Source organism: Hoyosella subflava DQS3-9A1, assembly GCF_000214175.1.
Taxonomy (GTDB): Bacteria; Actinomycetota; Actinomycetes; order Mycobacteriales; family Mycobacteriaceae; genus Hoyosella; species Hoyosella subflava.
In genome coordinates, this window is sequence record NC_015564.1 from 411415 (window position 1) to 423838 (window position 12424).

Sequence of the window (12424 nt, forward strand, 5' to 3'; positions counted from 1 at the left end):
GAATTCCTCGCATTCGTAGCATTCCTGGCAACAACACCATCACCGTTACGTTACAGTGACGCGGACCACATCAAGAAGCGGTGTGGGCCTAGCTGGGAGGTTCAGTGGGTGTCGAGGTCGCTGTCGAGGGTCTGACGAAGACCTTTGGTTCGCAGAACATCTGGTCTGATGTCACGTTTACGCTTCCTGTTGGGGAGGTGAGTGCGCTGCTGGGCCCGTCGGGTACGGGTAAGTCGGTGTTTTTGAAGTCGCTGATTGGTTTGATCCGCCCGGAGCGGGGTTCGATCGTGATTGATGGGACCGATATTTTGCAGTGCACGCAGCGGGAGCTGTATGAGGTGCGGAAGATGTTCGGTGTGCTGTTTCAGGATGGTGCGCTGTTCGGGTCGATGGATTTGTATGACAATGTGGCGTTTCCGTTGCGGGAGCATACGAAGAAGTCGGAGTCTGAGGTCCGTCAGATCGTGATGGAGAAGATGGAGCTTGTGGGTCTGCTGGGTGCGGAGAACAAGCTTCCGGGTGAGATTTCGGGCGGGATGCGTAAGCGTGCGGGTCTGGCGCGGTCGCTGGTGCTGAATCCGGAGATTTTGTTGTGTGATGAGCCGGATTCGGGTCTGGATCCGGTGCGTACGGCGTATTTGTCGCAGCTGATTCTGGATATCAATTCGCAGATTGACTGCACGGTGCTGATCGTGACGCACAACATCAATATGGCGCGGACGGTGCCGGATAACTTGGGGATGCTGTTTAGGAAGCATCTGGTGATGTTTGGTCCGCGTGAGGTGCTGCTGACCAGTGATGAGCCGGTGGTGGGGCAGTTCCTGAATGGTCGTCGTCTGGGTCCGATCGGGATGTCGGAGGAGAAGGACGAGGCGACGATGGCGGCTGAGGCGGCGATGGCGGAGGCGGGTCATAGTGATGGGTCGCCGGATGAGGATGTGCGTGGTGTGATTCCGCAGATCCGTCCGACGCCGGGGATGCCGCAGCGTCAGGGTGAGTTGCGCCGCCGGGAGCGGGTCCGGCATCTGATGGATGATCTGCCCGAGCCTGCCCGCCGCGCGATCCTTGAAGAACTCCGCGAATACGAAGCATCGCAGGCAGGGTAGTCGCGCCCGTAATTCACTGGCCCGTAATTCACTGACGTCTCCAGACACTTTAAGATGAGGCAAGGCGTTGACTGTTCAAGTCGAATCGAACAAAAAGGGGCTCATCCCCGATGCAATTAATGAAATCGGGGGGCTCGTCACTTTCGCGGCCCAGACATTCCTGACTGGCCTCGCGGCTATTCTCAAGCGGCGTTTTCCGCTAGCCGAATTCGTAAGCCAGACAACGTTTCTCGTGAAAGTCTGCTTCTGGCCTTCATTACTGCTCATGCTTCCCATCGGCGTGGTTATTGCCGTCATGATGGGCGGACTGGCTGGCCGGGTAGGCGCCGCGCAGTATTCGGGCGCGGTCGTCTCGTTTGTGATTATCGGGCAGGCGGCCGCACTCGTAACGGCGCTGATCGCCGCGGGTGTGGGTGGCGCCGCTATCTGCTCTGACCTCGGCGCTCGCACCATCCGCGAGGAAATCGACGCGTTGCAGGTCATGAGCGTGGACGTGGTGGAGCGCGTCGTCGTACCGCGAGTCTTCGCCCTGGTCTTCGTGGCCTTATCGATGTGCACGATCGTGTCGTTCGCCGGAATCTTCTTCACGTACACCTACCAAGTCGTGGGAGTTGGTGAGTCGCAAGGCGGGTTCTTGCTGACACTGCAGGCGTACGGTCGAACATCCGACTTTGTGATGGCGCTGTTCAAGTCGTTCTGTTTCGGTGTCGCGTGCTCAATCGTCGCTGCCTATAAGGGAACACAAACTCGTGGCGGATCAGCCGGGGTGGCGAACTCGGTGAACGACGCCGTGGTCATGATGTTCATTGCTGTCTTCGTGATCAACGTCGTTCTGACCCAGATGTACATCGTGGTCGTGCCAGCAGTCGGAGATTACATATGATCTTGTCGCAGACAGCCACGCAGAGGCTGAAGAACGCCACCTCGGGGACTGCTGGGAGGGTGAAGAGCAGCTTTGCGGCGCTTGATGGTCATGTCATGTTCGGTGTGAAAATGTTTGCGGGCATTCCCATGGCGATCACGCGATACCGAACCCACGTGCTTCGCGAGGTTGGGAACATCAGCTTCGGAAAAGCGTCGCTGCTCTCCGGCGGGGGCACGATCGGCGTCGTCGCGGGGATGGCGATCGTCGCCGCCGTCATGGTGTCGATTGAGATCCACCGTGCGCTGGGACTTCTCGGATTCACGGCACTTTCGGGTCTCGCAGCCTCGATTGCGAACACCCAGGCCCTTGCACCGTTGATCGCTGCCTTGGCGATCGCGGCAAAAGTGGGGACGGGTTTCACGGCTCAGCTTGGTTCTATGCGAATCTCGGAAGAGATCGACGCGCTCGACACTCTCGGCGTCCCGTCGGTGACCTTCCTTGCGACGGTTCGGCTGATCGCGATGCTCATCGTGATCACCCCTGTGTACATGGTGGGACTGCTCGGTGCGTATCTCGCTTCTCGATTTGTCGTGGTTGGCATGCTCGGAGAATCCTCCGGCACCTATGACTATTACTTCCGACAATCGATAACGCCGCAGGCCTTCGGCTATTCGATCCTCATGACAGTGATCTTCTCCGTCATCATCGCTGTCATCGCTTGCTCATATGGATATAACGCGTCGGGCGGACCGGAAGGCGTCGGTCGTGCAGCAGGCACGGCCGTCCGGACAACGATCCTCACGGTGGCCATTGCGGCCATGGTTCTGATCTTTGGTCTCTACGGTCTGACACCGACGATTCCAGGGATGGGACTCGAATGATCAAATCAATTCGCGGTGTCATCATCGCTGTCTTGCTCTTCGTGATCTCCGCACTGTTGATAGCACGCGGCGCGGGTGCGCTGGACCGGTCCCCTAAGGTTTACGTCGATGTGCCAGCCGCAATTGAGGTGGCAGGCGAGGAAAGGCCACGCGAATCGGGCTTGCTCTTGGGTTCTGACAATGCAGTGCGCTACGAGGGTGTCATCGTGGGGCGGGTCAGCAACATTGAGGTCGGGGTGGTCGATGAGGCTGGCCGCGAGATTTCTCGGCTGGAGATGCAGGTCGCGCCGGGAGTGCTCGAAGAGATCCCGAATGACGCGCTAGCCAGGATCGTTCCGAGGACAGTATTCGGCGACAACGAGGTTCACCTTGTCGCGCCGTACGGAGTGGAGCTCACCGATCGGTCGACAGTGAATCTTACTGCGGGGGACACGCTGATCCTGGACACCGGGCCCGAGGCGCGCGAACTTTACGACGTATACGAGAAAGTCATGCGTGCGGTGTATGACCTGAATATCGAGGGGTCGCTTGAAGGTCTGCGGGAACTGCGGATCGGTGTGGAAGGGCGCGGCGAGGATCTGGGACTTCTCATCGGTCAGGGCGCAGATCTGCTCGAGTCCCTCTCGCCGCTCATCGAGGGCGAGGTCATTCCAGATCTGCGAAGAACGCTCGAAAATATCGACGTCTCGCTGCCCGACATTGTGGCGACGATGGAAAACTCAACGGATCTCGCAGATCTCTTGACTCGCCGTAGTGAGGGGATCCGCGAGGTACTCATTGCAGGCGCAGCCTTCGGCCGTGATGCAGAGAATTTCTTCGGAGCGATTGCCAACGACACCGTCGTCTTCTTGGACGGGGGAACGGTCGCAGTTACCGCGATCAACACAGGCCAGGGAGCTGACGGCACGCTGAGAAGCTTGCGCAACGCCGGGGCGTCACTGGGACCCGTATTTCGAACGGGCAGACTCAACATTCAGGCTCTCGCGACGTTCGAGGATCCGCTTCCGTATTCTGCCGCTGACTGTCCGCAGTACCCCGGTCTTTCGTCGCCGACATGCGGTCCCGCTGACGCGCGCACGGTGACTGAGCTTTCACCGGAAGACCTGGTCCCTGGCCTACGGGGCCTGTTTCCTGCGGGGGCTCCCGCTGAAGGAGAAATGACGGAAATGCGGGCGGATCCGCTTGCTGTCCTCGAGAGGGAACTTATGCGTGGCCTCCGCGGTGCGGCGGCGCCTGCCGCCGGGCAGCCCGCATCTGACCGGCCGAGTGTTTCTGACCGGCCCAGCGCAGCCACAGCGATGCTGCTCGGGCCGATCGTCCGCGGGACGGCGGTGGAAGTTTCATGAAGCTGAGTAAGGGTGCACTGGCGGGCCTCGTTGTCTTTCTTGTGCTGGTGTTGTTCACCTCGGTGAGCGTGTGGCAGACACTGAGTCCTCCGGTCGATGGACGCTCGGCCACCTATACGGCGGAGTTCGACGACGCGACGAGCCTCAAGCGTGGAGACGACGTCACTTTGGCGGGTGTGCGCGTGGGTAAGGTCGGCGGTACTGCCTGGGAACGCCAGTCCGACGGCTCAGTTCGTGCGGTGGTGAGTTTCGCGATCGAACGCGACGTCGAGCTGACCGAGAACGCCCGGGCCGAAGTCAAGTTCGCTGACATGCTCGGCGTTCGCTACCTGGGGCTGATCGACCCAGGCGGGGCGGCAGCCCTTCAACGGGGAGACAGACTCCCGACTCTAGGTAAACCACCGACGGACGTAACGGAGCTGTTTAACGGCTTCCGCCCCGTCTTCCGGTTGCTGGATCCCCCGAGACTCAACCAGATGTCGGCATCGCTGATCGGAGCGCTTGAAGGCAATACGGATGTGTTCGAAGCCATGCTGATCGGGATGCTCGACGTGGCGAATGTGATGCTCGCCCGTCAAGCCGAGATCGAACGGATAGCCAATACTCTCCCCGACGCTTTCGACGTCGTAATTGAGCGGCGGGACGATGTCGAAGCCGCAATCGAAGGACTCACTGCCCTCACGGAAAACCTGGCGTCGCGCAACGACGACATCATTGCGCTCCTCGACCAGGGCGGATCAACAATGGATAAGTTCGCCACCCTGCTCGACACCACGATGCCTGACCTGCGCCGCTCAGTCGCTGCGGGAATCGATGTGAGTGAGGAGTGGAGCCAAAACACTGAAGAGTACAGAGGACTGCTGGAATCGCTGCTGCGGACTGGCGAAGCAGTCAACCACTACGGGGACTACGGGTCCTGGCTCACGCTTTATATCTGCACCCTGAGCGTCCAGGTCGATGACTTCGAGGCAGACCTGTTCAACCTCATCGGGGGAACACATTCGGAGGTGTGCCGATGATCCGCTGGATTAGAGATCTCAACCAGCAACTCGTTGGTTCAGGCATCTCCAAGGTATATGTCACTCGACCTGGGCTAATCGGCGCAGTTGCCACGGTCATCGTCGTTGCGGTGCTCGCATTTGCCGCCGTGTTTCCCACGGCTGTCTACCACTTGCGGACTGCGGGATACAGCGTTGTTTTGCCCTCTGCGGGAGGGCTGTCAGCCGGTGACCCCGTCTATGTGGCGGGTCTCCCCGCTGGTCGAGTCGAGAGTGTCCAGATTGAGGGGGATGAGGTTGTCGCGGGCTTCCGCGTAGACCGATCACAAGAACTCGGCGACCAGACCGAGGCGGAAGTCAAGCTACGGACCATCCTTGGCGCCTACTACTTGGACATACGTCCGCAGGGTGTGGGGTCCCTCGAGGGGGTGTCATTCCATTGGAGCGCGCTGCGGTCCCCTTCCACTTCGACGAGATCGCCCGCGCCGCATACGACGTGACGCGAACCGACGAGCCGGACCGGGAGGCCATTGACTACGAGCAGATTGCGTACCTCACCGACCTCGCATACGAATCAATTCCCAGCCGGGCGCTCGCTGACGAAGCGGTGACCGCTCTCGCGGACGCCGCCGCGATCATCAATGACAACGGTGACCAGATCCAGCGACTGCTCGAGACTGGGCGAGAGCTCGCCGAGATTGTCGATGCTCAGCAAGACACACTGGAGCGACTCTTCGACCAGGGTGCCATCGTCTTCGGCACGCTCGGTGTGCGGGCGCAGTTGATCAGCGGGCTCATACGGGACCTCGAAACAGTTTCCGTACGGATGACTGAGCTGCTTGATTCAGAATCCGGTGAATGGGACCGCCTGATGGTGGGTCTGCAGGACGTTACCGCGATGCTCTCGGCTGAATCAGATCTGATCGAGCGAAATCTCGCCGAGGTTGCCCCCGCGTTCCGCCATGTTGCTGATGCCAGCGGTAACGGACCCTGGCTCGACGTCAACGCTCCAGCTGCCGTCTTACCGGACAACATGCTCTGCTTGCTTGGCGTGATGGAGGGGTGCCGGTAAATGACCGATACAGCGAGCGTTAGTGGGAAAGTCGGCCGGATCATCGCGATTGTGCTGATAGTCGTGCTGGTTGCGTTGACAGTCTGGGTGGTGTTCCTCAGGGAGACGAGCAAGACAATTGTGGCCGAGTTCCAGGTCGCGACGGGTCTTTATGTCGACAACGAAGTGCGGCTACTCGGTGTCGATGTGGGTAACATCGCTGAGCTCGAACCCACCGAGCGTGGTGTGCTAGTCACGATGAAGGTCCATCCGGACGTGGACCTCCCGGAAAACATCGGTGCATTCATCACGAACCGAACCTTGGTGGCGGACCGATACGTCGAGATCGTGCTGCCACCGAGGGGTGAAAGGGTTGGTGAATTCCCAGACGGGGGTGTCATCCCGCTCGAGCGAACTGACGTGCCCATCGACTACGACATGCTTCTGACCTCTGCCAAGGATCTTGCGGAACGCCTCAGCGACCAAGAGGAACTAGGTGGCGTCCGGGAAACGGTCGAAAGGATGGGGCAGGCTTTCGAGGGGATTGGACCGGAGGCGAACCGCGCCATCGAGCAATTCGCGGGAGCGACGAGAGTGCTCGGAGACAACGCGGACGAGATCGACGAGCTCCTCGAAGTCTTCGGCAACATCGCGAGGATGATCTCATCGCGTGATGCTGAGATCCGCGAGTTCACGACATCGCTCACCGCGCTAGCGGCAGAGGCGGGCCGTCAAGACATCGATCTTGGGTCGATGATCAGCCGGATCCGGGTGATGTTCGACGAGGCGGACAGAGTGGTGACCGAACGTGGAGGTGAGTTGAGCGACATCATCGCCTCGACTGACGTGCTCGCCAATACGCTCGCTAACAGTCCGTCTGACCTCGCGGAAATCCTCGACGTGTTGCCACTGATCGGGCAGAACGTCGATCGCGCAATCGTCGATAACCACATGCGAATCCGCCTCAACATTTCCACAGATCTCCAGCAACTCCCGGGTCTCGCACCGCTGTGTGGAGACCTTGGCGCGGCACTCTGCACAGGAGCAGGGCTGACGAATCCGATATCCATCCCGCCGAGCGCGTCTGATCCGTTTGGTCTCGGTGCGATCCTGCAGAACTCAGTGAGGGGAGGACGCTGATGAGGCTCATAAAGAGCGGGGTCCTCTCCGCGCTCATCGCCATTCCGATCGCGATTGCCGGGACGGGATGCTCTATGGGAATGCAGAACATTTCCTTCGATCTGGTGGAAGGCAGAGCTACCTACCCGATTGAGGTCGAGTTGGAAACTGCAGACCTGGTCATGGTCGGTAGTGAGGTGCGCCTAGGTCAGCGGCTACTTGGCCGGGTCGCAGACCTGCGGACCGATGTGGCTCCAGATGGTCGTCGAATCGCGGTAGCGACCGTAAGCCTGGACAGCGACGCTGAACTTCCGCGGGACGCGACAATCACCGTTGAATTGCCAAACACGCTCGGCAACCCGTATTTGCGTGTGCGGCTGCCTGATGAGCCTTCGTCTGAGATGTTTCAGCCGGGCGACCGCATGACTGAGGAACAGACGTTCAGAGGTCCCGACCTCGAAAATGCTCTCGCAAGCCTTTCTCTGGTACTCAGCGAAGGCGGAGTGGGCAGTCTCGAAGTCATCGCCAATGAAATGGAACTCGCAGTGGGAGATCGCGGCGAGGAAATAAACCGGCTTGTTACTTCGCTGCGTAGTACCGCACAGTTGCTGAGCGCACAGTCTGGCAATATCGATCGCGCCCTCACCGCGGCAGCGGGAGCGTCTGAACAGTTGGCGGCGCAGCGAGATGCGTTCGAGCGTGGGCTCGACGCCGCGATTCCTGTGTTTGATCAGCTGAACGATCAATGGCCGGAAATAGCAGACCTCATGGCAAGTGTGGGTGGGCTGTCCGGTGAGCTCGACGTGATAATGACGGCGGCCGAGGACGACTTACTTGCACTTCCAGCGGAACTTGCTGATTTGCTCGAGGCCCTGCGGAGTGTCGAGATTCGCAGCGTACTGCTTCCCATGACGGACTTCCTGACCGGGGTTGCGAATGCCCAGCGTGGTGATTATCTGGCCTTCGACGGGACTCTGAACATTCCAGATGCGCTTTCATATTTGCTGATCGGTGAGCGCGTCGCACAAACTGGGGGCATCCGATGAGGCGCAGCACGAAGGTTCAGTTGGCCCTCTTTATCGCTCTGGCCCTATTCATCATTCCTGCCGGTACCCGGTACGCGCTGGGAGCTCAGTTTCTGAGTCTTTCCACGATTGGCCTTGGGGAACGGCCGGTTTCTGGGACGGCGTACTTCGATAATGGGCGCGGTCTGGGGCCTGGAACTGTGGTGACGTATCAGGGCGTCGTCGTCGGCGAGATCCGGGAAATTAGGCCGGTGCCACCGTCGGAAACACGTTCAGTCGACACCGATCAAGGGCCTGTCGAGTTGCCGATTCAAGTCGACTTCCAGCTGGACCCCGGCGTACAGGTCTCCAACGCCGTAACACCTGTGTCCACCACGTTGAATGTGGCAGGTCTCGTCAACCTCGAGTTGCGTCCCGAGCCGGATGCGCAGCCGGGCGTCTACTTGGAGGACGGGGCCGTGCTCGTTGCTGATCCAGCTCTGCAGCGCGCGGACTTCCGAGAAGTACTGGTGGCGCTCAACGATGTGATTGAGACCGTGGACGTGGATTCTGTCAGTGCACTTCTCACGACACTGGGGGATACTTTTCAGGGCCGCGGCGAGGATATTGGCGACATTATCGACAACGTAGGCATTCTGGCGGACGTATTCGACAAGCACGCAGAGACGGTCGAATGGCTCGGGCTCGAAGGGCCCGCAACGATGGCGCTGATAGCGGACGCGTCTGACGCGCTACCGTCGTCATTCACCACGTTTCGCACGTGGACGCGCCAGTTAGTCGAGAGCACGCCCGATTTAGAGAGCCTGATCGATACCGGTCCGGGAGGGATGAGGCGGATTTCCGACATTCTCGTCAGCAATCAAAACAACGCGGAAAGCATGATGGCTGGCCTCGCCGATATCGCGCCAATTCTCGGTAACCGTGACGCTGCGATTCGGGCGCTCGTAGACGATTTCCCCCGAGGTCTTGACGCAGCGGCGGGTATCAGCCGGGGGAGCATCGCTGACTTCCACCTTGTCGTGACGCAAGGGCCGGTGTGCTTTTACGACACACCGAGGCGCGTTGTCGGCGATCAGAGTCCGCGCGAACCAAACCGGGGCGTATTCTGTCCGCCCGGAGACGGTCTCGCGCAACGCGGTGCGGTGACGGCCCCTCGGCCAGATGGGCTCGGTCTGGTGAAGTACACGTCACCAGGAATTCAGACCGGTCCACCCATTGTCAGCGATCCGCTGATCCTGGCTCCCGCGACCCGCGCCGCTCTCCGCGCGGCAGACGCGGCCGCTCGTGATGCAGGACTGCCGGGTGCGGGTGGCGACCGGTGACGCCAGACGCGCGAACATTCGAGTTGCACGACGAACAGGAGACAGCCAAGGTGTCATCGGTCGACGAGCCGGGAACGGGGCCAGCGGAGTCCCCGCCAGCCGCCCAGGCTCACGAGGAGAAGGCGGAAGAGCGGAGCAGGGCAAAACCCCTCCTGGCGCTCGCCTTCACGGGCCTGATTGCACTCTCCGGCGTTCTGGGCTACTTATATTGGGACACTTCGCGTGGCGAGCGGGCACTTGCACAGGCAGAGACCCTGCGGATTCAAGCTGTCAGCGACGCTTCAACCTATGCCGAACTCATGGGCAGCTACACCTACACGGATCTTGAGCAGAGTTTTTCGGACGTAATTGCGGTATCTACCCCCGAATTCGCTGAAGAATATGAGACCGTCGCAAATGAGTTGCGAGACGCTGTTACGGAAAGCCGCGGCGTTTCGCAGGGCAGCGCGATCCATGCTGCCGTGCAGTCGGTCGATGAAAACCAGGCGACGGTTCTGGTTTTCCTTAACCAGGAAGTGACCAACGTCCTGAGGCCAGAAGGCGGGATCGAAGCCAGCCGCCTCGTGGTCTCGCTGGAGCGAGATGGAGATCGCTGGCTGCTATCCGACGTGCAGCCGATGTAGCGAACAGAACCTGAGTTATCGCTGAGATTTGCTTGATTTGTCCCGAAGGTACGTGTTCGTCAAGAGTGAAAGTTATTGTGCACCAACGAGTTACCTGACACGACCCCAGAGGTGACTCGCCATCCATCGAATCCGCAGCCCACAGGGGGAGGGGCGGTGTAAAGCGGAATTCGAACCTGAAGTAACGTTCGGGGTCATACGCGTCCCATTGGTGGGTTAAAGTGACGCAACCCACACTGTGCAGGGATGTGGGCCTAGCTGGGAGGTTCAGTGGGAGTCGAGGTCGCTGTCGAGGGTCTGACGAAGACCTTTGGTTCGCAGAACATCTGGTCTGATGTCACGTTCACGCTTCCTGTTGGGGAGGTGAGTGCGCTGCTGGGCCCGTCGGGTACGGGTAAGTCGGTGTTTTTGAAGTCGCTGATTGGTTTGATCCGCCCGGAGCGGGGTTCGATCGTGATTGATGGGACCGATATTTTGCAGTGCACGCAGCGGGAGCTGTATGAGGTGCGGAAGATGTTCGGTGTGCTGTTTCAGGATGGTGCGCTGTTCGGGTCGATGGATTTGTATGACAATGTGGCGTTTCCGTTGCGGGAGCATACGCGCAAGTCGGAGTCTGAGGTCCGTCAGATCGTGATGGAGAAGATGGAGCTTGTGGGTCTGCTGGGTGCGGAGAACAAGCTTCCGGGTGAGATTTCGGGCGGGATGCGTAAGCGTGCGGGTCTGGCGCGGTCGCTGGTGCTGAATCCGGAGATTTTGTTGTGTGATGAGCCGGATTCGGGTCTGGATCCGGTGCGTACGGCGTATTTGTCGCAGCTGATTCTGGATATCAATTCGCAGATTGACTGCACGGTGCTGATCGTGACGCACAACATCAATATGGCGCGGACGGTGCCGGATAACTTGGGGATGCTGTTTAGGAAGCATCTGGTGATGTTTGGTCCGCGTGAGGTGCTGCTGACCAGTGATGAGCCGGTGGTGGGGCAGTTCCTCAATGGTCGTCGTCTGGGTCCGATCGGGATGTCGGAGGAGAAGGACGAGGCGACGATGGCGGCTGAGGCGGCGATGGCGGAGGCGGGTCATAGTGATGGGTCCCCAGATGAGGATGTGCGTGGTGTGATTCCGCAGATCCGTCCGACGCCGGGGATGCCGCAGCGTCAGGGTGAGTTGCGCCGCCGGGAGCGGGTCCGGCATCTGATGGATGATCTGCCCGAGCCTGCCCGCCGCGCGATCCTTGAAGAACTCCGCGAATACGAAGCATCGCAGGCAGGAAGCAACTGATGGCTATCTCGGCTGGTGCGCTGCGAAACAACAAGGTTGGCCAAGCAGCTGAAGGGATGCTGACCCAGGCGGGTCTCATCCTTCAGCTGCTAGTAGACGTCGTCCGGAACACTTTCAGGAAGCCGTTCCAGACGCGAGAGTTCATCCAGCAGGCTTGGTTTATCGCCAGCGTGACGATCCTGCCCACGGCACTCGTCGCGATCCCGTTCGGCGCAGTTGTGTCCATGATGACGGGCGCGATTATCCGGCAGCTAGGTGCCGAGGGCTTCACCGGTTCTGCCAGCTCGCTCGCCGTGGTGCAGCAGATCAGCCCCATGGTTACCGCGCTACTTGTCGCTGGGGCTGCCGGTTCCGCAGTGACAGCGGACCTCGGTTCGCGCACTATCCGCGAGGAAATCGATGCGATGGAGGTCCTCGGGATCAACCCGGTCCAGCGCCTCGTCGTTCCTCGCGTGCTCGCGATGATTCTCATCGCAGCCCTGCTCAACGGCCTGGTCGCGGTTATCGGTGTGGCCGGTGGTTACGTCTTCAACGTCATGCTCCAAGACGGCACGCCAGGTACGTACGTGGCGGCCTTCTCGGCGCTGGCGCAACTTCCCGACCTGTGGATCGGTGAGATCAAAGGCATGATCTTCGGTGTCATCGCGGGTGTGGTCGCGGCCTATAAGGGTCTCCATCCGAAGGGCGGTCCGAAGGGTGTGGGCGATGCGGTGAACGAGGGTGTGGTCATCACATTCCTCCTCCTGTTCTTCGCAAACTTCATCCTCACCGCGGTGTACATCCAGATCGTTCCTCCAAGGGGGGCATGAG

The 12424-nt window shown here is 60.0% G+C and carries 13 protein-coding genes; all 13 read left to right on the forward strand.

Annotation, left to right across the window (positions count from 1 at the left end):
- The first annotated feature begins 104 nt into the window (after positions 1–104).
- The 13 genes from AS9A_RS02000 (at position 105) to AS9A_RS02060 (ending at position 12423) form a co-directional block, all read left to right on the forward strand.
- Positions 105–1106 (forward strand): ABC transporter ATP-binding protein, encoded by a 1002-nt coding sequence (locus AS9A_RS02000; RefSeq protein ID WP_013805218.1) that lies wholly within the window; start codon positions 105–107, stop codon positions 1104–1106.
- Between the two features lie 67 nt (positions 1107–1173).
- Positions 1174–1989: an MlaE family ABC transporter permease gene (locus tag AS9A_RS02005; protein WP_013805219.1), complete on the forward strand. Its 816-nt coding sequence runs from the start codon at positions 1174–1176 to the stop codon at positions 1987–1989.
- Positions 1990–2048: 59 nt separating this feature from the next.
- The gene (locus tag AS9A_RS02010; protein ID WP_237707863.1) at positions 2049–2852 is read left to right on the forward strand and encodes an ABC transporter permease; all 804 of its coding nucleotides are present in this window, start codon (positions 2049–2051) and stop codon (positions 2850–2852) included.
- A complete protein-coding gene (locus AS9A_RS02015; protein ID WP_013805221.1) occupies positions 2849–4198 on the forward strand; it encodes an MlaD family protein in 1350 nt (449 codons plus the stop codon). The genes AS9A_RS02010 and AS9A_RS02015 overlap by 4 nt, the downstream gene beginning before the upstream one ends.
- A complete protein-coding gene (locus AS9A_RS02020; protein ID WP_013805222.1) occupies positions 4195–5217 on the forward strand; it encodes an MlaD family protein in 1023 nt (340 codons plus the stop codon). Before AS9A_RS02015 ends, AS9A_RS02020 begins: the two co-directional genes overlap by 4 nt.
- Complete coding sequence (locus AS9A_RS02025) at positions 5214–5696, forward strand: MlaD family protein (RefSeq protein ID WP_041450791.1); 483 nt, start codon at positions 5214–5216, stop codon at positions 5694–5696. The genes AS9A_RS02020 and AS9A_RS02025 overlap by 4 nt, the downstream gene beginning before the upstream one ends.
- Complete coding sequence (locus AS9A_RS02030) at positions 5636–6268, forward strand: Mce/MlaD family protein (protein ID WP_148262384.1); 633 nt, start codon at positions 5636–5638, stop codon at positions 6266–6268. Before AS9A_RS02025 ends, AS9A_RS02030 begins: the two co-directional genes overlap by 61 nt.
- Positions 6269–7387, forward strand: coding sequence for an MCE family protein (locus AS9A_RS22540; RefSeq protein WP_013805223.1), 1119 nt, complete (start codon positions 6269–6271; stop codon positions 7385–7387). It abuts the gene before it with no gap.
- Positions 7387–8412, forward strand: a complete 1026-nt coding sequence (locus tag AS9A_RS02040) for an MlaD family protein (protein ID WP_013805224.1) — start codon at positions 7387–7389, stop codon at positions 8410–8412. The genes AS9A_RS22540 and AS9A_RS02040 overlap by 1 nt, the downstream gene beginning before the upstream one ends.
- Positions 8409–9713 (forward strand): MlaD family protein, encoded by a 1305-nt coding sequence (locus AS9A_RS02045; RefSeq protein ID WP_013805225.1) that lies wholly within the window; start codon positions 8409–8411, stop codon positions 9711–9713. The genes AS9A_RS02040 and AS9A_RS02045 overlap by 4 nt, the downstream gene beginning before the upstream one ends.
- Positions 9710–10336, forward strand: a complete 627-nt coding sequence (locus AS9A_RS22545; RefSeq protein ID WP_013805226.1) for a hypothetical protein — start codon at positions 9710–9712, stop codon at positions 10334–10336. Before AS9A_RS02045 ends, AS9A_RS22545 begins: the two co-directional genes overlap by 4 nt.
- A gap of 270 nt (positions 10337–10606) precedes the next feature.
- A complete protein-coding gene (locus tag AS9A_RS02055; RefSeq protein WP_013805227.1) occupies positions 10607–11614 on the forward strand; it encodes an ABC transporter ATP-binding protein in 1008 nt (335 codons plus the stop codon).
- Positions 11614–12423 carry an MlaE family ABC transporter permease gene (locus AS9A_RS02060; protein WP_013805228.1) on the forward strand — a complete coding sequence of 270 codons (810 nt, stop codon included), beginning with the start codon at positions 11614–11616 and terminating at the stop codon, positions 12421–12423. Before AS9A_RS02055 ends, AS9A_RS02060 begins: the two co-directional genes overlap by 1 nt.
- The last annotated feature ends 1 nt before the right edge of the window (position 12424 follow it).

Excerpts from the sequence above, each read along its gene's own strand:
- AS9A_RS02015 (WP_013805221.1), top strand. The coding sequence starts at position 2,849 with ATGATCAAATCAATTCGCGGTGTCATCATCGCTGTCTTGCTCTTCGTG.
- AS9A_RS02045 (WP_013805225.1), top strand. The coding sequence starts at position 8,409 with ATGAGGCGCAGCACGAAGGTTCAGTTGGCCCTCTTTATCGCTCTGGCC.
- AS9A_RS02060 (WP_013805228.1), top strand. The coding sequence starts at position 11,614 with ATGGCTATCTCGGCTGGTGCGCTGCGAAACAACAAGGTTGGCCAAGCA.
- AS9A_RS02040 (WP_013805224.1), top strand. The coding sequence starts at position 7,387 with ATGAGGCTCATAAAGAGCGGGGTCCTCTCCGCGCTCATCGCCATTCCG.
- AS9A_RS02020 (WP_013805222.1), top strand. The coding sequence starts at position 4,195 with ATGAAGCTGAGTAAGGGTGCACTGGCGGGCCTCGTTGTCTTTCTTGTG.
- AS9A_RS22540 (WP_013805223.1), top strand. The coding sequence starts at position 6,269 with ATGACCGATACAGCGAGCGTTAGTGGGAAAGTCGGCCGGATCATCGCG.
- AS9A_RS02025 (WP_041450791.1), top strand. The coding sequence starts at position 5,214 with ATGATCCGCTGGATTAGAGATCTCAACCAGCAACTCGTTGGTTCAGGC.